Source organism: Mesorhizobium shangrilense (assembly GCF_028826155.1).
Lineage (GTDB): Bacteria > Pseudomonadota > Alphaproteobacteria > Rhizobiales > Rhizobiaceae > Arvimicrobium > Arvimicrobium flavum.
This window is the reverse complement of record NZ_JAQGPN010000001.1, coordinates 130,238-147,584: the sequence shown is the minus strand read 5'-3', so window position 1 is coordinate 147,584 and position 17,347 is coordinate 130,238. Positions and strand designations below refer to the sequence as shown.

18 protein-coding genes are annotated in these 17,347 nt (G+C 66.0%); 10 read left to right on the top strand and 8 right to left on the bottom strand.

What is annotated here, in order from left to right; all coding sequences use genetic code 11:
• Positions 1–8: 8 nt before the first annotated feature.
• From PD284_RS00705 to PD284_RS00685, 5 genes are all read right to left on the bottom strand, one after another.
• Positions 9–446 carry a TA system VapC family ribonuclease toxin gene (locus tag PD284_RS00705; RefSeq protein WP_274626323.1) on the bottom strand — a complete coding sequence of 146 codons (438 nt, stop codon included), beginning with the start codon at positions 444–446 and terminating at the stop codon, positions 9–11.
• Complete coding sequence (locus PD284_RS00700) at positions 443–670, bottom strand: ribbon-helix-helix domain-containing protein (protein WP_274626322.1); 228 nt, start codon at positions 668–670, stop codon at positions 443–445. The genes PD284_RS00705 and PD284_RS00700 overlap by 4 nt, the downstream gene beginning before the upstream one ends.
• Before the next feature lie 73 nt (positions 671–743).
• Positions 744–1,502 carry an ATP-binding cassette domain-containing protein gene (locus PD284_RS00695; protein ID WP_274626321.1) on the bottom strand — a complete coding sequence of 253 codons (759 nt, stop codon included), beginning with the start codon at positions 1,500–1,502 and terminating at the stop codon, positions 744–746.
• On the bottom strand, positions 1,495–2,556 hold the full coding sequence (locus tag PD284_RS00690; RefSeq protein ID WP_274626320.1) for an ABC transporter permease subunit: 1,062 nt from the start codon (positions 2,554–2,556) through the stop codon (positions 1,495–1,497). The genes PD284_RS00695 and PD284_RS00690 overlap by 8 nt, the downstream gene beginning before the upstream one ends.
• A gap of 117 nt (positions 2,557–2,673) precedes the next feature.
• Positions 2,674–3,651, bottom strand: coding sequence for an ABC transporter substrate-binding protein (locus PD284_RS00685; RefSeq protein WP_274626319.1), 978 nt, complete (start codon positions 3,649–3,651; stop codon positions 2,674–2,676).
• A 404-nt stretch (positions 3,652–4,055) separates the two neighbouring features.
• On the opposite strand from PD284_RS00685, the gene PD284_RS00680 reads away from it, so the two are divergent.
• Positions 4,056–5,351, top strand: a complete 1,296-nt coding sequence (locus tag PD284_RS00680) for an AGE family epimerase/isomerase (RefSeq protein WP_274626318.1) — start codon at positions 4,056–4,058, stop codon at positions 5,349–5,351.
• Here the strand turns inward: PD284_RS00680 and PD284_RS00675 are convergent.
• The 3 genes from PD284_RS00675 to PD284_RS00665 are packed head-to-tail and all read right to left on the bottom strand — an operon-like array spanning position 5,324 to position 7,847.
• Positions 5,324–5,584, bottom strand: coding sequence for a type II toxin-antitoxin system Phd/YefM family antitoxin (locus PD284_RS00675; RefSeq protein WP_274626317.1), 261 nt, complete (start codon positions 5,582–5,584; stop codon positions 5,324–5,326). The two genes, PD284_RS00680 and PD284_RS00675, sit on opposite strands and share 28 nt — an antisense overlap.
• Before the next feature lie 32 nt (positions 5,585–5,616).
• Positions 5,617–6,888, bottom strand: a complete 1,272-nt coding sequence (locus PD284_RS00670) for a D-tagatose-bisphosphate aldolase, class II, non-catalytic subunit (protein ID WP_274626316.1) — start codon at positions 6,886–6,888, stop codon at positions 5,617–5,619.
• Positions 6,885–7,847 (bottom strand): tagatose kinase, encoded by a 963-nt coding sequence (locus PD284_RS00665; RefSeq protein ID WP_274626315.1) that lies wholly within the window; start codon positions 7,845–7,847, stop codon positions 6,885–6,887. Before PD284_RS00665 ends, PD284_RS00670 begins: the two co-directional genes overlap by 4 nt.
• Positions 7,848–8,050: 203 nt before the next feature.
• Between PD284_RS00665 and PD284_RS00660 the strand changes: the two genes are divergently transcribed.
• The 9 genes from PD284_RS00660 (at position 8,051) to PD284_RS00615 (ending at position 17,324) form a co-directional block, all read left to right on the top strand.
• Positions 8,051–8,797: an SDR family NAD(P)-dependent oxidoreductase gene (locus tag PD284_RS00660; RefSeq protein ID WP_274626314.1), complete on the top strand. Its 747-nt coding sequence runs from the start codon at positions 8,051–8,053 to the stop codon at positions 8,795–8,797.
• 253 nt (positions 8,798–9,050) lie between these two features.
• Entirely contained in the window at positions 9,051–10,463 is a 1,413-nt protein-coding gene (locus tag PD284_RS00655; RefSeq protein WP_274626313.1) for a hypothetical protein, read from the top strand.
• A 76-nt stretch (positions 10,464–10,539) separates the two neighbouring features.
• Entirely contained in the window at positions 10,540–11,664 is a 1,125-nt protein-coding gene (locus PD284_RS00650; protein ID WP_274626312.1) for a GNAT family N-acetyltransferase, read from the top strand.
• Between the two features lie 14 nt (positions 11,665–11,678).
• Positions 11,679–12,707 carry a polysaccharide deacetylase family protein gene (locus PD284_RS00645; protein ID WP_274626311.1) on the top strand — a complete coding sequence of 343 codons (1,029 nt, stop codon included), beginning with the start codon at positions 11,679–11,681 and terminating at the stop codon, positions 12,705–12,707.
• Positions 12,707–13,633: a Gfo/Idh/MocA family protein gene (locus tag PD284_RS00640; RefSeq protein ID WP_274626310.1), complete on the top strand. Its 927-nt coding sequence runs from the start codon at positions 12,707–12,709 to the stop codon at positions 13,631–13,633. The genes PD284_RS00645 and PD284_RS00640 overlap by 1 nt, the downstream gene beginning before the upstream one ends.
• On the top strand, positions 13,633–14,184 hold the full coding sequence (locus PD284_RS00635; protein WP_274626309.1) for a hypothetical protein: 552 nt from the start codon (positions 13,633–13,635) through the stop codon (positions 14,182–14,184). The genes PD284_RS00640 and PD284_RS00635 overlap by 1 nt, the downstream gene beginning before the upstream one ends.
• Positions 14,181–15,632, top strand: coding sequence for a hypothetical protein (locus PD284_RS00625; RefSeq protein ID WP_338036630.1), 1,452 nt, complete (start codon positions 14,181–14,183; stop codon positions 15,630–15,632). Before PD284_RS00635 ends, PD284_RS00625 begins: the two co-directional genes overlap by 4 nt.
• A gap of 245 nt (positions 15,633–15,877) precedes the next feature.
• Positions 15,878–16,522, top strand: coding sequence for an ABC transporter permease (locus PD284_RS26865; protein ID WP_338036629.1), 645 nt, complete (start codon positions 15,878–15,880; stop codon positions 16,520–16,522).
• On the top strand, positions 16,509–17,324 hold the full coding sequence (locus tag PD284_RS00615) for an ABC transporter ATP-binding protein (protein ID WP_274626306.1): 816 nt from the start codon (positions 16,509–16,511) through the stop codon (positions 17,322–17,324). Before PD284_RS26865 ends, PD284_RS00615 begins: the two co-directional genes overlap by 14 nt.
• Positions 17,325–17,347 lie beyond the last annotated feature (23 nt).

The following is a 17,347-nucleotide window of genomic DNA, read 5'->3' as shown; positions in this document are numbered from 1 at the left end:
GTCTAAGTTCAGTGCCCCCCGATCATATGAAGCGAGGCCGATCCATCAGACAGAGCGGTGGTCAAAAGCCGCCGGTCGAGTGTCGCCAATTGACCGCCATTCGATTGAGCCAGCGCAAGTAGATAGGTGTCGGTTACCTGTGAAGACAGGAGGATCCGATCGGTGTCCAACGCGTCATAGTCTATCAGGCTGATGTCATCGGACCAGAAGGCGTGACCTGGAAGGGACCGCAACTGCCGGACCATCGCAGCTACGGCAGCGGGTGAACCGGGCGAATTCTGATATCTGGAACTTCCAACGATGCGAATGACCCCATTCTCCGTGATGGGGCATGTGGCCCAAGCTTTGTGACCTTTTTGTTCGAACCACGCATGCGAGATGTCATGGGCGACGTGCAGTGGGTCGATCAGCGCGATGAGGACATTCACATCGAGCAGAAACGTCACGGTAGCTCATCGCGAAGCGCATTGACCATCTCCAGCGTCACCGGGGCGCCGCCCTCCTTCACCTCGAGCAACGGAATGCCGTTTCGATGCCGGGCCGGCAGTGGTCTTTTCAGCGACTGGCGAGCAAGCTCCGAGATGACCTCGCCAACGCTTCTGCGCTGCTGTTCAGCAAGCGCCTTGGCAGCAGCCAACACATCGTCATCAATGGCCAGGGTCGTGCGCACAGCTCACCTCTTTGCAATCTGCATCACGCATCACGCATCAAAATAGTGCGCAGCGCGAAGCAGGGCAAGGACCTCAGCCGCCGACCATCAGCTTGACCACCTCGTCGTGGTTGGTCTCGGAGATCTTGCGTTCGCCGGCAAGCACGCCGCGCCGCAGCACCACGATGCGGTCGGAGACGGCAAAAATGTCCTGCAGGTTGTGCGAGATGAAGATGACGCCGCGGCCCTGCGCCTTGAGCTGGTGGATGAGCTGGATGACCTTGCGCTGTTCGGGCACGCCGAGTGCGGCCGTCGGCTCGTCCATGATGAGGATCTGGGCGTTCCAGAACACCGCCCGGCCGATCGCCACCGCCTGCCGCTGGCCGCCGGAGAAGTTGCTGACCGGCGCCTCCAGACGGTTCACGTGGAAGTCGAGCAGGCTCATCGTCTTCTTGGCCGCGTCCGCCATCGTCTTGCGGTCGAGCACGGGAAGGAAGCCGAGCACCTTCCGCATCGGCTCGCGGCCGAGGAAGATGTTGGCGCCGATCGACAGATTGTCGGCCAGCGCGAGGTCCTGGTAGATCGTCTCGATCCCCTTGTCCCGCGCCTCCTGCGGCGTCGAGAAGTTGACCGGCTCGCCCTTGAGCAGGATCTCGCCGCTCGACGGCTTGTAGACGCCGGAAATCGCCTTGATGAGGGTGGTCTTGCCGGCGCCGTTGTCGCCTGCGAGCGCCACGACCTCGCCGGCCTTGACGGTCACCGACAGTTCCTTCAGCGCCTCCACGGCGCCGAAGTTCTTGGAGAGGTGGCGGACCTCGAGGAGGGGCGTCGCCCCGTTGACATCGTTACTCATCGACGCGGCCTCCGCTGAAACGCCGTTGCGCCTGGTCGATCAGCACCGAGATGATGATGACGACGCCGACGCTGATGAACTGCCAGAAGGGCTCCACGTTGACGAATACCAGCCCGTACTGGATGACGGCGATGACGAACGCGCCCGCCACGGTCCCGAGGATGGTGCCAGAGCCGCCGAAGAGGCTGGCGCCGCCGATGACCACTGCCGCCACGGAATCGAGCAGCAGCGGCTCGCCGGCCTGCGCCGCGCCCGCATTGAAGCGGGCCGAGTAGAGCACGCCCGCGATGCCAGCGCAGACGGCTGACAGGATGTAGAGGCGCAACAGGTGCCACTTGATGTCGATGCCCGCACGGCGCGCCGCCTGCACATTGGCGCCGATGGCGTAGTTGTGCTGGCCGAACTTGGTCTGGCTGAGCAGGTAGTGCATCACCAGCACGAAGATGGCGGTGATGATGACGATGTAGGGCACGTTCATGAAGCGGCCGTTGCCCAGCGTGGAGAAGAAGCTGTTGCCGCTGACCGGCACGACGGTGCCGCCGGCGAGCAGGAAGGCGACGCCGCGCGCCACGCCGAACATGCCGAGCGTGCCGATGAAGGGCGGCACCTTGAGGCGCGAGACGAGCAGCCCGTTGATGGTGCCGGGGATCGCCGCGACGCAGATGGCGACGCAGGCGCCGAAGAGCACGGCCAGCGGCAACGGCATGCCGGGGCTCAGCCAGTTGATGACGTGGGCGGCGACCACCGCTGCGAGGCCCATGATGAAGCCGAGCGAAAGGTCGATGCCGCCGGAGATGATGACGAAGGTCTGCCCCATCGCAAGCAGCAGCGGAGCCACCGCGAAGATGGCGATGGACTGGAGGTTGAAGGGGTTCAAAATGAAGGTGCCGCCGAAGTCCACACGCGCCCAGATCTCGAACCCGACGATCAGCGCGGCCAGGAACAGCCAGGCGCGGAGGTCGGCGATGCGCTGAACGAGCGTCTTGGCGCGGTCCGCGTGGTCGGCCTGCGGCGCGACGTGGGTGGTTTCGGACGCCTGGGATTGTGAGTTCATGGTTTCTACCCGGTCGGCGGCGTGCACCGACGGGCGCACGGCACAAGCGACGCCCGGCGGGGCATCAGGGGATTCCCCCGGACGTTGCCGCCCGGGGGAAGTGAACGACGTCGGAGATCACTCCGAGTAGATGTACTTGGCGACGTTCGGGTCGCCTACGTTCGACTTGTCGATCACCGTGAAGCCGGTGCCGATCAGGGTTGGGATCGACTGGCCCGAGAGGTGGGCATAGGCCGACATCACGCCGTAGTAGCCGATCTCGGCCGGGTGCTGGGCGATCGCGACGTCCACCAGGCCCGTGTTGATGTTGTCGACGATCGAGGTCGGCGCGTCGAAGGCGACCACCTTGATGGCGCCGGTCTGGCCAGCCTGCTGCACGCCGTTGGCCGAGCCGATGGCCGAGAACAGGTTGGCGCCGAACACGCCCTTGAGGTCGGAGTTGCGGGCGAAGACGGCCTGCAGCAGCGAGGCGGCCTTGTTGGCGTCGTTCTCGTTGAACTGCGTCTCGAGCACCTCGATCTTCGAGAAGTTCTCCTTCATCTCCAGCTTGAAGCCTTCCTCGCGCTGGTCGGTCGTCGAGATGCCGGGCTTGACGTTGGAGACGAACACCTTGCCTTCGCCGCCGATCGCATTGGCGAGCGCGCGCGCTGCCATGCGGCCGCCGAGCACGTTGTCGGAAGCGATGTAGGAGAGTGGGAAGTCCGCGTCGCCGGCGCCGGTCTGGTACTTGCCGGTGCCGATGAAGGTGTCGACGGTGATCACCGGGATGCCGGCGTCCTGCGCCTTCTTCAGCGGAGCGACGAGCTGGGTCGTGTCGGTCGGCGCGATCAGAATGGCGTCAGGCTTGCGCGCGATCACCGCGTCGAGCACCGGCACCTGGACGGTCGGGTTGAACTCCGGTCCGCCCTGGAACACCAGCTCCACGCCGAGCGCGTCGGCGGCCGCCTGCGCGCCCTTGCGCATGGTGATGTAGAACGCGTCGGTGGTCAGGCCCGGGATGAGGGCGATGGTCTTCTTCTCCTGGGCCACCGCGCTGGTGACCATTGCGGTCGCGCCGATCGCGAGCGCCGCCAATGCGGTAATCAACTTCTTCATGAAACGTCTCCTCCTGGTGTTGGCACGCATGCCGCCGCATGGACGGCAATCTGGTTGGCCGGCTGTGAACGGCTTCGATTCGCGGCGATGAGACAGAAGTCAGCTTGATGCGGCTGAACGGCACTCCTCCCAAAGCGCGTCCCGTCAAGGATCATACTAGCCGAAATTCGCGCAGCGTCACGCTGATACGACCCCGACCGTTCAGGGGGATCGTATCTGCCGTTCCCGACTTTGTATAGGATGCGAACATACGTTTTTGACATCGCGGAGAAACAGACTGCCCGGGCCGGACAAAAGCGGTCGACGGCGCTCGTTGGCCGTGCTTGTCTGCATTTGTGGCCCGAGGGTTTTACCCCGTGCCGCGCGCATGCGCGGCTCGGCAAACCGGCTGGAGGAGAGAGTTGGTGAAGAATACCAGTTTCGTCTCGACGGCGTCCGGCTCCTCGAAGGCGTTGCCTGCGCACCGCAACTGGCTGATGGCGCGGGCGGAGGACCTGTTCGACTTCTTCCAGCAGCGCACCTTCAACCCCAAGGGCGGCTTCTTCGACCTCGACCCGGCTGGACGCCCGCTGAACGCGGATAATCCTATACGGCCGATCCACACGACCGCACGCATGGTGCACTGCTTCGTCATCGGCAGCCTGCTCGGCCGGCCGGGGTCTGACGCGGTTGTCGATCACGGGCTGAAATATCTCTGGGAGCAGCACCGCGACAGCAAGCATGGCGGCTACTTCTGGTCGATGGACGACGACGGCCCGAAGGACGCGACCAAGCAGGGGTACGGCCATGCCTTCGTGCTGCTGGCGGCATCGAGCGGCAAGCTGCTCGGGCATCCGCTGGCCGACAAGCTGCTGGCCGACGTGACCGAGGTCCTTGAGACCCGCTTCTGGGAGGACCGGCACGGGGCGATCGCAGAGGAATTCAACGCCGACTGGACGCCGTTTGCCGAGTATCGCGGACAGAACTCCAACATGCACCTGACCGAGGCGCTGATGGCCGCCTTCGAGGCGACGGGCGACAAGGTCTATCTCGACAAGGCGGAACGGATCGCCGACCTGATCATCCGCCGCCACGCCGGCGACAACGGCTTTCGCGTGGGGGAGCACTTCGACACCGAATGGAACCTCGACCGCGACTACCGCGCGGTGAACGAGATGTTCCGGCCCTCCGGCACGACGCCTGGCCACGCGCTGGAATGGTCGCGGCTGATCCTGCAGCTGTGGGTGCTGGGCGGACGCAGGCAAGAATGGATGCCGCACGCCTCCACGGAGCTGTTCCGGCAGTCGGTGGAGCTGGGCTGGGACCGGGAGCAGGGCGGCTTCTTCTACACGCTCGACTGGAACGACCGCCCCGCCATGCGCCACAAGCTGTGGTGGCCGTCATGCGAGGCGATCGGGGCGGCGAGCTTCCTCATCGAGCATGCGCCGAGCGCCTTCCATGAGGAGTGGTACCGCCGCGTCTGGAACGTCATCGCAGACCACCACCTCGACCGTGAGCACGGCGGCTGGTTCGAGCAGTTGACCGAGGACATGCAGCCGAGCTTTACGCTGTTTGCCGGCAAGGCCGACATCTACCACGCGGTGCAGGCCTGCCTGATCCCGCTCTTCCCGGCGACGGGAAGCCTGACCAGGGTCATCCCGGCGGCAGGGAAGGGGTGGCTGGTAGACCGCGATCAAGCCGGCAAACCGTCGTCACCGTAGAGGAAATCCTGGCTTCTGGCTGCCGATGGCCAGTCGTCTTTCTTGGCGGCGGCTCCAGCCGCGCGTACGGCCTCGAGCACCGCTGCCCGCTCCTCGCGCGTCGGTTTTGACCTGATCGGCACCAGCCGCACAACCGGCCTGCCGTCCCGCGTGAGGATGACCTCCTCGCCCGCCTCGGCCTGGCGGACGAGGTCGGTCAGCTGTGCTTTCGCTTCGGAAACGGAGATTTCCATGTCGGCGCCTTTTGGACCAAAGGTAGTCCAGGTCACGCGGGCTCACAAGCTTTCGCATAGTCGTCGAGCACGCGCACGATGGCCGCCTCGATCAGTTTGTCGGCAAACGCGGCAGTCGCTCCGTCCGCCTGGCGCGGCAGGAACTGCGAGACCAGTGTCTGCGGGATAGTCCGGCCGTCGAGCGTCTGCATGAGCCGCTTCACCGCCGCCTGTGCCAGGGGGTGGGGCCAGTAATAGCGGATGCGGTCGCTGAAGCTGTAGTGGCGCAGAGCATGCTGCTCCTGCGGCGTGCCCCGGTAGTGGCTCTGCCAGAAACCGGGTTCGGCGAGCATCAGCCGCTCCATCGAATCGGCCAGCGCGCGGCCGCCATAACCCGGGTCGAGCTCGGCCGCTATGCAGTCGAGCCCGTAGAGCGCTTCGCGCATGGCGAAGGTGAGGCCGGGGCCGACTTTCAGGATCGCGAAGCCGTCGGCGACGAGCCGGGCCAGTTTTCCGCCCGGCTGGTAGTCGGTCGAATGCGCCTCGAAAACGAACTGCGGCTGCCCGTCGAGCATCGAGATCAGGTCGCGCGCCTGCTCAGGTGCGTATTCGACCACGCTCTCGTGGCCGAATTCGACGCCGGGCTGCACGACGAGTGCGATAACGCGGTCAAAGGCTGCGTCGAGGCCGCTTGCTGCGAAGACCTGGCGGTGCGCGGCGATGCTTTGCTCGGCGGCAGCGTGGGAGGTGGGGACAACGTGGTCGAGCGCGTGCGTGGCGCCACCGGGCGTCGGCACCTCGGTGCCGATGATGTAGAGCGGCGTCGGGGTTCCGGCCTCCTTCGCCGCACGCTCCGCGGCGGCCGCAAGTCTTGCGGCGCGGCGTGCGGTCGTCTCGTCGTCCAGCGCTTCCGGCTCGCCGGCGACGCCCATGCTCGCGTCGAGATGGATCTTGGTGAAGCCGGCCGCGACATAGGCTGCAACCATGGTCTCGGCCTTGGCCATCGCTTCGTCCACGCCCAGCTTGCGCCAGGGGTTGGGACCGAGATGGTCGCCGCCGAGGATGAGTTGCGCCGGGTCGAAGCCCTCGGCCTCGGCGATTTCCAGCACCATGCGGCGAAAGTCGACGGGCCGCAGGCCGGTGTAGCCGCCGTCCTGGTTGACCTGGTTGCAGGTCGCCTCGATCAGGACCGGGCGGCCGAGCGCGCGGCCGTGCCTCAGCGCGGCGCGGATGACGCGCGGATGGGCGACGCAGACGGAGGTGATGCCGCGCGTTTCGCCTTTGCGGCGCGCCTCGGCCAGCGTGCGGAGGTCGACGGCGCTCATGCCTGCGCTCCGTTCGCGGCGCGCGCCATGAAGGCGTCGAGTTCGGCGAAGGTGGACGTCCCCTCCATCGGCCCCTGCACCGTCACCGTGCGGGCGCCGGCGGCATTGGCATAGCGCAGCGCTTCGGCGGGGCTTTTCCCCATTAGGCGGCACACGATGAAGGCGGCGCCGAAAGAATCGCCGGCGCCGGTCGGATCGATCTCGTCGACCGCGAAGCCCGGTGCATCGGTGCGGCCATTGCGGTCGAAATGGCTGGCGCCCGTGGCCCCGCGCTTCAGCACGATCTCCCTGACGCCTGCCGCGAGCAGCTTGGCGACGGCGCGGCTCTCGTCCGCTTCTCCGGTGACGAGCTGCAGCTCCTCGCCGGAGGGCAGGAAGTAGTCCGCGGCCGCCAGCACCATGTCGAAGGCGGCCTTGCCGTCCGCTCTCTCCAGTATCTCCTTGCGCATGTTGGGGTCGAACGACACCGTGCCGCCACGCGCCTTGATGGCGGGGAGCGCGTTCCGGACCATGTTGAATACGGCAGGAACTGGCAGCCCTGAGCCCATCACGTGCAGGTGGCCGGCGGTCGCGAGGACGGCGTGCGCCTCCGGCGTCGCGCCGATGCGGCCGGCCGCGCTGTCGCGCATGTTGAAGACGAAGTCGCGATTGCCGCCGTCTGGACGGTAGCGCACGAAGGCGCTGCCGGTTGCCGCACCCGCATGGATCGCCACGGCAGAGACATCGACGCCGTCGCGGCGCAGGCGGTCGAGGTTGAGGAAGCCGAAATCGTCGTCGCCGACCGCCGAGACGATTGCCGCGGGATGGCCGAGCTTACCGACCTGGTCGATGAAGATGGCCGGCGCACCGCTCGGGAACGGCCCGACCAGCGGCTGCGCCTCGCGAAAGCCTTGGCCGCGCGTCGTCGCCATAATCTCGATCAGGATCTCCCCGATCGTGACAATGCTGCCTTGAAGCATCGAGTTTCCTCCTCACTCGCAGTCGTGTGTCGCCGCTTCCGCGCCTGACTGCAAGCCCGAGAGCGCGCCGCTCGCGCCCGTAACGTGAGAATATTCCGCGCGGTTTGTTGAGCCCGGCTGACTGGCGGTATTCCGTATGCTATCGGACCTGCCGTCGGCCTTACCCGAACATTCCGTTGCACCAATCCCGAGGGGGAGAACTCATGAACCAGATCGATCTTGCCGGCCAGACGGCAATTGTGACCGGCGGCGCGCAGGGGCTCGGCTTCGCCATGGCCAAACGCATCGTCGCATCGGGCGCCAAGGTCTGCCTGTGGGACATGGACGCCAAGCTGCTCGACCAGGCGGTGGCCGATCTCGGCGCTGCCGCCCGCGGCGTCGTCGTCAACGTGGCCGACGCCGAGGCCGTGGCCGATGCGCACAAGCGCAGCGAAGCCGATCTCGGGCCGGTTTCGATCGTCGTCAACTCGGCCGGCATCGCGGGCGCCAACCATCCGCTCGACGTCTACCCGCTCGACGAGTGGCGCCGCGTCATCGACATCAACCTCAACGGCACGTTCTACGTGAACCGCGCCGTCGTGCCGTCGATGAAGGAGCGCAACTACGGCCGCATCGTCAACATCGCCTCCGTCGCCGGCAAGGAAGGCAACCCGAACGCCAGTGCCTATTCGGCGTCGAAGGCCGGCGTCATCGGCCTGACCAAGTCGCTCGGCAAGGAGCTAGCCGGCTTCAACATCGCGGTGAACTGCATCACCCCGGCAGCGGCGCGCACGCGCATCTTCGACCAGATGAAGCAGGAGCACATCGACTACATGCTGTCGAAGATCCCGCGCGCCCGCTTCCTCGAGCTGGACGAGGCGGCGAACATGGTCGCCTGGCTGGTGTCGGCGGAGAACAGCTTCACCACCGCTTCGACTTTCGATCTCTCAGGCGGCCGCGCAACGTACTGACCGGTAGTCGCCGAACATTCGACGGCGCCCTCGGCTATGAGGGCGCCGTGCAGCCCCGCTGGCCTCGTTTTCGTTCGCTGCCGGAGACCTGACGGAGGCGCATTCAATGCCCGTCGGTCCGATTCATTCCTGTGGGCGGGCCGGCTTTTGCTTGTCTCCTCGTGTAGAAGCGGATAAGTCCGCGCCGGGGAACGCGTGCAACCGGACAGTGTCCGGTGAAGTTCAATGGGGCATTCGGAATGAAACTGGTTGGATGCCGCATACCCCCGAACCTTCAGAAATCCGGCAAGAGATTCAAAGCGGCCCTGCGCCGCTGGTCGATTCGCTAGGCGATCGGATCCAGGCCGCGCTTGACGCGGCGCTCGAAAAGGTCTCGGGCCTGGACTCCAGCGACGATCACTTCTCGGTCGTGGCCTACGCGGCCGCGAATCGCATCTCTTCGCGCTACCAGGGAACGACCCTGCCAGGAGCCTTGCGCGAACCTCTATCGGCCTCTCTTTCGTGGATCGGCGAGAACCTGATGGGCCGCGGGCCCACTGTGAGCATCCAGCAGGACGGCGATGAAGATCGCCCTGTCGACATCGAATTCGTGGTGAGCGGTCACCGGGTCGACCGGATCGGGAACCGCAGTTATGTCATTCCGGTCGATCCGCTGCGTCTTGCGCTTGCGGGGGCGGGCCTGCGGACGCGAGCCCTCTACTATTCGATGCCGGAAGGGCAGACTGCACCGGATACCGGCAATATCGTGCGACATCGCTGGTCGGTGCTGGATCGGGGTTGCTGCGCCTCGCGCGCCTCGCGCGCCTCGTGCGCAAGCATCATTTCGGAAGCCATCCGGAGTGTCGGGCTACGCGTGCCTGTGCTGCTGCCGACCTGGCTCGATGGCCTCGTCACACTCACCGAGGCCGTGCGGCAAGCGCTCGGGGCGCGTTGGGGGAAGCGGCGCCCCGGCGGCGTCATCGTGAGCGGGGGCGTCGACCCCTTCACGTCAGGGGCGGTGCTTGCTGCGCGGGATTTCGGGATACCAAGCTTCGAACTGCAGCATGGCCACCTGCGCAGCTTCGACCCTCGATGCTGCGGCAGTGCGGGCGGGGCCGGGGTGGCGGATCACTTTCTTGCATGGACCTCGGCAAGCCCGTTGGCCGACAACGCGTCCACCATCGTTGTCGGGGCGCCGTTGCGCCTCATGGAATCGGCTCTCGCGGAGCGCGCTGCGCCGGGATTAGCCGCAGCAATTGACGAGGAGCGCCGCAGCATCGCGGGCCGCCTTTCTTCGCTGGACGAAAGGGTCGGACTCGTTTCCCGGCAGCCCGGCGTTGACGTCGAGGCCGCCGCGCTGGAGGCAGCGAACCTCGTCGGCATCAGCCAGTTGCTGTGGCGCAATCATCCGCGCCAAAAAGTGCGCCGGGACGATGCGCTCGACCGGTTCACGTCAAAGGCGCCGCTGGGATTGCTGCTGGAACGGGTCGCCGTCCATTTCACGCACTCCTCTGCGGCCGCATTGGAAGCGCACGATGTCGGCGTGGCTACACAATTCCTCTCCAATCGCGGGCGCGGCCTGATGCGAGACGCGGAGCCCCCGGGGCGAACCGATGCACATGCGGTCACGGCGGCAGTGGCCCGGATCGCCGACATTGTCGGCCGTCCAGGAGCTTTGGCGGCATGAGGCGCACGATTGGCCTCCCGGCAGGCCGAGAAAGCACACATGATGACGGACATAGCCGGAGCCGAACGAAAAGCCGATGACCGTGATTGAATCGAATGGGGTGCGTACCGGCCCCGCGCATGCCGTCGGCGTCGACGACCTCGCGATCTCCGCATACTATCGCGAGACTTGGGCGCGGCCCGTCTCGCTCAGCCTGCCGCGGTTCTATCGCTGGCAGTTCGTGGCCCCGCCCGAGAATGAGGGGCTGGATTGGAACTGCGTCGCCGTGCGCGACGGCGCAATCCTGGGCGTCATGGGACTGAACCGGCGGACATTCCTGCTGGACGGGCGTCCGAGGCGGGCAGCCGAGCTGACAACCTGGGTGGTCTCGGAAGCGGCACGCGGGCTGGGCGTCGGCAAGGGCATCATGCAGAGCCTCCAGGCAACGCACGACTTCATGGTCGGTTTCGGCATCAGCGAGATGGCCATGCCGATCTATGCCGCCTCCGGATTCAGGAGGCTTGGCCAGATCCCGCGCTATTTTCGCGTCCTCGACGAGGCGGCGGTGGCGCATGTCGCCAGGATCGACCCGTTGGGGCGGCGTCTCATCGCGCATGGGAAAGGCGGAACCGATCGTGCCTATCACGCGCGAGAGGCAGAGGCGGCGTCGCTTGGCGAGATAGGGGCAGCGGCTTCGGGCCGCGCCAATCTGTTCAAACGCGACGCGGCGGCGCTTGCCTGGCGCTACGAGGATCACCCGGTTTTCGACTACCGTCTCTATCACGTCACGGACGCGGCTCGTCCCGGAACCGGCGCGGCTGTGATCCTGCGCAGCGACGAGACCGGGGGGCTGCGTTTCCTGCATGTGGTCGACGTCTTCGGCGATCCTGCCGACATGGACGCGGCGGTGGCCTTCATAGACGGCTTCGCGAGGGACACGGGGGCGGCCTTCGCCGACGTGACGTGTTCGCATTCCGCGACCGCAGGACATTTCCTCGCAGCGGACTGGTTCTCCACCAATGACGACTACTTCTGCCAGCTCTCGCATCTGTTCTATCCATTCGAACTGAGGCAGCCGCAGACGACCTCGGCGGTCGTCTGGTCGCGGGACGACCGGGCGCAGGCGTTCGATTTCGGCCGGCTGATGCTGACCAAGGGCGACCTCGATCTCGATCGCCCGACGATCGCCTACTACGAGGCTCACGGGCGCGCTCAGGAATAATCATGGAGATCAGCATGGATGTTCGCAGCCGCGTGGCGGACCCGGTGACCGTGGTCATGTACCACTATGTCAGGCCGCTCGTGCGCAGCCGCTACCCCGACATCAAGGGGCTGGAGGCCGAGCTGTTCCGTGAGCAGATCCGCTATCTCAAGGCGAACTACACGATCGTTTCGATGGGCGATTTTCTCTCCGCAAGGGACGCAGGCGAAGCGCTTCCGCCCCGCGCCTGCCTGCTCACCTTCGACGACGGCTACAGCGACCACTACGCCTACGCCTTTCCCATCATGATGGACGAGGGCGTCACCGGCGCCTTCTATGCGCCGCGCTCCGTGGTGCTGGCGCGCCAGGTGCTGGAGGTCAACAAGACCCATTTCATCCTCGCAAGCGAGCCGGACAAGGCGAAGCTGGAGACCGAACTCGACCGCCTCGTCGAGGGCGCGCGCGATCGTTTCGACCTGCCGACCACCGATGCACTAAAGGCCGAGTTCCGGCAGGCCAACCGCTTCGACCCGGCCGAGGTGATCTATGTGAAGCGCCTGCTCCAGCATGCGCTGCCGGACGCCTTGCGCTCCGAGATCGCGGCGGAACTGTTCGCTCGCTACGTGTCCGCCGACGAGAAGGCCTTCGCAGAGGAACTCTACATATCGATCGAGCAGGGGCGCGTGATGGCTGCATGCGGCATGCATTTTGGCGGCCACGGCGACCGTCACCTCTGGCATTCGCGCTTGGACGAAGCCGGCCAGCGCGCGGAGATCGACGGGGCGGACGAGCTTCTTGACCTGATCGGCGTGCCGTCGGCGGGGCGCACCTACTGCTATCCGTACGGAGACTACAACGAGACGACGCTCGCGCTGCTGGAGGAGCGTGGCTATAGAGCGGCGTTTACGGCCAAGGTCGGGCTTGCCGACCGGGCCTCTGAGGCGCCGTATCGGCTGTCGCGGCTCGACACCAACGACCTCCCGAAGCAGGCCGATGCTGAGCCGAATGGCTGGACGCGGCTGGCTGCCGGAGCGCATCCACAGGCCATTGCGGGAAAGATCTGATGACGAGACTGGGATTCATCGGCGCCGGACCGATTGCGGCGCAGCACGCCACGGCGTTTGCCGCCATCGACGGCGTGAGGCTCGGCGTCTGCGCCTCGCGCTCCCTGGAGAATGCCGAGCGCTTCCGTGCCGAGCACGGCTTCGCCGAGGCGCGCACCATCGCCGACTTTCTGGCAAAGCCTGACGTCGACGCGATCGTCGTCGTCGTGCCGGCGATCCACATGGCCGAGGTTTCGCTCCTCGCCGCTCGGACCGGACTGCCGCTCCTCATGGAGAAGCCCGTCGGCATGAGCCTGGAGGAGACACGCAACGCGGCGGCGCTCATCACGCAGCCGAACATGGTGGCGCTCAACCGACGTCACTACGAGGTGATCGCCGAGGGTAAGCGACTTCTCGACGAAGCCGGCGGCGCGCGGTTCGTCGAGGTGCACATGCCTGAGGACATCAAGGCGCTCGCTGGCCGCTATGGCGAGGAGACGCTCAAAGCCTGGCACTTCGGAAACAGCGTGCACCTCATTGATCTCTTCCGTTTCTTTGCCGGCGAAGCAAATTCCGTGCAGACGAACAATTCGGTCGCCAACTGGTGGGACCGATCCTATTCGGGGCTTGTCGATTTCGCGTCTGGGGCGCGAGGCCTCTACAACGCGCAGTGGTACGCGCCAGGGCCGTGGCGGGTGACGGCCTATGCGGACAACCTCTGCATCGTCTATGCGCCGATCGAGGAGGCGCTGGTCATCCGTTCGCCGGGGCGTCAGCGTTCCGAGATCAGGGCATCCGGCCCAGATACGCGCTTCAAGCCGGGTTTCTTCGGACAAGCGCTGGCGTTCGTCGAGACCGTGCGGACAGGCATGGTTCCCGCCGGCTCGGCCGACCTCGCGGACTACCTGAAGTCCGTCGAACTGATCGACCGCCTCACGGCAGGATGATGGCGAAGCGCTCGGCGGTTACCTTCTTGCGCGGCTGGCCGGCGAACCGGTTTGAGGCCGCCGCCGATTTTCTGCGGCAGGACAGGAATCCCGAGGCGGCGGCCGGCGTCGCGCGTCATTTCTCGCGAACCTGCCTTGCCTTTCCGCTGCACGCCTGGCGGTATCGGCGGAGCGCCGGAGCCACGGCGCATGGGCTGGCGTCGCTGCTCGCGATGACCGGCAGATATGACGAAGCTGCGCGCCTGCTCGGCAACCCGTTCGTCTTCATGCTGGTCAGGCCGGGCGACGGGCGGTGGCTGGAGATTCTGAAGCCCGTCATCGACCTTTGCGGCAACCGGCGACGGCGTCGGTTGCGCTTCCTGTTCTCGCTTGTCCGCAAACGCAGCGTCATTGCATGGGCCATGTGGTGTCGCGCCGGCGGGCAGGAGGCGGCCTGGGCGGACTTCGAAACCTTCGCCGCGGATCCCGGCATCCCGCCATCTGCGCTACCCTATGTTCTGGAGACCACGGCGAGACGCCTGCCGATGCTGATCGCCGAGAGGTCGTCGTGACGGTCGACGACGCCAACGCGATCCTGCTCGAGCTGATGGACAGGCATCCGGTAGGCTCCCTGCAACTCGGCGGGATCGGCATGTGGCCGCTGGTCCGTCTGGCGCTGCTCTACGCTGTGCTGAAGAACGCCGGCGCTCCGATGCCGGCTGCCGCCGAACCGGCGGCAGAGCGGGGTTGTCTGCCGGAGCAACGCGCGCATCTCGGCGATGCGCTTCTCTTCGGCGAATGGCGTCGCCGCCCTGACCTGCTTCTCGTCCAGTCCTTCAAGGATTTCGGCAGCCTGCGCGAGGGCCGGCCCACGGACCCGCTCGCCGAGGGGCTTGCGGAGCTGTCGGAAGAATTCTCCGTGCAATGCCTTTCGTCGATCGGCCGGGGGTCGATCAATTCGGGGCAGGCGGGCATCGCCTTCTTCCAGGAGATCGACCGCGCCCAACGGTTGAAGGACGCGGAGGTTAGGGCATTCCTGGCGCTGCTGCGGCCGATCGCAGCCGATATAGCCGCGCGCTTCGGCCGCCGGGTCGTCGAGCCGCTCGACTGCCTGGCCTGGGGGGCGCGCATCCTCGCCCTGGTGCCCGCCTGGAGCGCCGCGCTGCGGGCCATCGAGCCGCGCGCAGTGATGGTGCAGAACTATATCGGCCTGGAGAAGCTGGCGCTCGGCGCTGCCGCGCGCCGCGCCGGCATAGCGCTCATCGACCACCAGCACGGCATGTTCACACGCGACGCGGCGATCTACCTGTCCTGGCCCGATCTGGCCCCCGGCGTCGTCGATCCCATGCCCTCCTGGTTCTGGCTGTGGAGCGACTGGTTTTGCGAGCGCGCGCCGGCCGATGGCCCGAGCGTGCGCCGCATCGTCGGCGGCGATCTTCGCCATGCCGCGGCCCAGGAGCGAACGCCGGAGCGCGCGTCGACCCGCCACACCGTGCTCTACCTGCATCAGCCGGACCATTCGCGGATCGGGAATGGCGAGCCGCTGCCTGACGACTTCCTGCAGCTGGCCGCTGCGGCGCCGCCGGAATGGCTGTGGCTGGTCAGGCTGCATCCCCGCGCCCGGCGCATCGCCGAGGCCGAGATACAGTGCGCCGGCCTTGGCAATGTGGAGATCGCCGAACCGACCCGACAGCCGCTCTCCCATGCGATCGCCCTGGCGGATGCGGCGCTCACCGCCGACTCGGCGGCCGCCTTCGAAACGGTCGATGCCGGCCTCCCGACCGTCTTCACCGGATCGGCAATTCGCGCCCGACTCGGCGATCCGGCGGATCCGGAACTCATGATCTATGCGGGCGGCGACGCTGCGCTGGCGGCGCTGCGACAAGCAGTCCGCAAGCCTGCGCGGCCGATATTCCTTCGTCGCGACCGCAACCTCGCGGTCTCAGCGCTGCGCACCATTCTCGACGCCTCCCCGCAGCAACCGACATCCCCCGATACGCTGACCCGGACGCGACGATAGGAAGCGGCTTTCGCCTTGTTCTCGCGCCATGGAGCGTATATCCGCAGCACGCCCAATTCGGGTTCAGACGAGTAGAGCTCATTCGAATCGACACGACCACTCCCGACGACGGTCTCCTGCGGCAGCTGACAGGAGCCCTTTCGGAAGCGCCGAAATGGTGGCGGATCGCGCTGTTCGACGTCCGTCGACAGTACCTGTTCACGGCGCTCGGACCGCTGTGGCTGGTCGCGTCCAACGTCGTCTTCGTGACGGCGATTGCCTTCCTTTACTCGTCGGCCTTCGGCCTCGATCTGCAGGGCTATTTTCCGTATTTCGCGATAGGCTACATCGTCTGGACCGTGCTTCTCGACTCGATGTCGCGGGGCGCAAACATCTTCGTCGCGGAATACGCGCAGATCAGCCAGATCCGCGTCAACCTGTTCGGGGTGGTGCTCAAATCCTTCTTCGCGCGGCTGCTGATATTCGTCGTGAACCTGGCGGTTCTTGTCGTCGCCCTCTATTTCCTGACCGGGCCGCTGCAGTTCACGTGGCAACTCCTGGCGGGGCTGTTTGTCCTCTTCGTCAATCTCTACATGCAGTCCTACTGGACCAGTGCGCTCGCCGCGCGCTTCCGGGACGTGCCGCTGCTTATCTCCAACGTCATGCGGATTGCCTTCTTCCTGACGCCCATCATCTGGCAGCCCGATCGCGTGCACGACATGTTGCGACTGGCCTTTGTCGGCTTCAATCCGTTCTTCTACATGATCGAGGTCGTCCGCGAGCCGCTGCTCTCCGGGACCGTGGCGAATGATGTTGCCATCGGCGCCGGTGCCGTGACGTTGGTCAATCTCCTGCTGTTCGTGGCCGTGTTCCGGCTGCTTCACCGAAGGATTGTCTATGAGGCGGCCTGAATCGACGGGCGACATGATCGCGAGCCTCCGCGACGTGAGCGTGCGCCACCGCGTACGCCGTCACTCCGGGTCGCTGCGTTCGATCCTCGGCGCGATGCAGGAGGTCGGCGGCAAGGTCACGATGCGGGGTGGGGCGCTTCACGTCGACAGCCTGTCCATACCGAGCCTCGACATCGCGCGCGGTTCGCGGGTCGGGCTGATCGGCGTCAATGGTTCCGGCAAGACCACCTTGCTCAATGTACTTGGCGGGTTGCTACCGCCGACGACCGGCAAGGTGACGACCCGTGGGCAGGTCGTCCCGATCATCAACATCCACTCGGGCTTCCACCCGCTGCTCACGGGGCGCGAGAACGTGGAAGTCAAGCTCCTCTATCTCAATCTGGGACGCGCGGAGCGGCAGGCGGCGATCGCCGAGGTGATGGAGTTCACCGGCCTGGGATCTTACTTCGACATGCCGATGAAGGGCTATTCGGCGGGAATGCGCGTGCGCCTCGCATTGGGTGCGGCAACGGTCGTCAAGCCGGACCTCCTCATCATGGATGAATGGATCAACGCCGGCGACGCGGCCTTCCGCGCCAAGAGTCAGGCGCGGCTGGAATCGATCGTGGAGAAGTCGGGCGGCATGGTCATCGCCTCCCACGCTTATCCGGTGCTCGAGGAATGGTGCGATCGCTTGCTGTGGATGCACGAGGGCCACATCGTCGAGGACGGGCCGCTCGCTCCGGTCTGGAAAGCCTACCGGCAGCACCAGCTCGAACATCCCGGGCAGTTGCCGGCAGTGCATGACGCTGCCCAGTCGTGAGCGGCGGGGGCGGTTCACGGAAA

Coding starts and splice junctions, on each gene's coding strand:
- PD284_RS00615 (WP_274626306.1), top strand. CDS start 16,509: ATGAGGCGGCCTGAATCGACGGGCGACATGATCGCGAGCCTCCGCGAC.
- PD284_RS00645 (WP_274626311.1), top strand. CDS start 11,679: ATGGATGTTCGCAGCCGCGTGGCGGACCCGGTGACCGTGGTCATGTAC.
- PD284_RS00655 (WP_274626313.1), top strand. CDS start 9,051: ATGCCGCATACCCCCGAACCTTCAGAAATCCGGCAAGAGATTCAAAGC.
- PD284_RS00665 (WP_274626315.1), bottom strand. CDS start 7,847: ATGCTTCAAGGCAGCATTGTCACGATCGGGGAGATCCTGATCGAGATT.
- PD284_RS00675 (WP_274626317.1), bottom strand. CDS start 5,584: ATGGAAATCTCCGTTTCCGAAGCGAAAGCACAGCTGACCGACCTCGTC.
- PD284_RS00685 (WP_274626319.1), bottom strand. CDS start 3,651: ATGAAGAAGTTGATTACCGCATTGGCGGCGCTCGCGATCGGCGCGACC.
- PD284_RS00690 (WP_274626320.1), bottom strand. CDS start 2,556: ATGAACTCACAATCCCAGGCGTCCGAAACCACCCACGTCGCGCCGCAG.
- PD284_RS00635 (WP_274626309.1), top strand. CDS start 13,633: ATGGCGAAGCGCTCGGCGGTTACCTTCTTGCGCGGCTGGCCGGCGAAC.
- PD284_RS00650 (WP_274626312.1), top strand. CDS start 10,540: ATGACCGTGATTGAATCGAATGGGGTGCGTACCGGCCCCGCGCATGCC.
- PD284_RS00660 (WP_274626314.1), top strand. CDS start 8,051: ATGAACCAGATCGATCTTGCCGGCCAGACGGCAATTGTGACCGGCGGC.
- PD284_RS00640 (WP_274626310.1), top strand. CDS start 12,707: ATGACGAGACTGGGATTCATCGGCGCCGGACCGATTGCGGCGCAGCAC.
- PD284_RS00670 (WP_274626316.1), bottom strand. CDS start 6,888: ATGAGCGCCGTCGACCTCCGCACGCTGGCCGAGGCGCGCCGCAAAGGC.
- PD284_RS00695 (WP_274626321.1), bottom strand. CDS start 1,502: ATGAGTAACGATGTCAACGGGGCGACGCCCCTCCTCGAGGTCCGCCAC.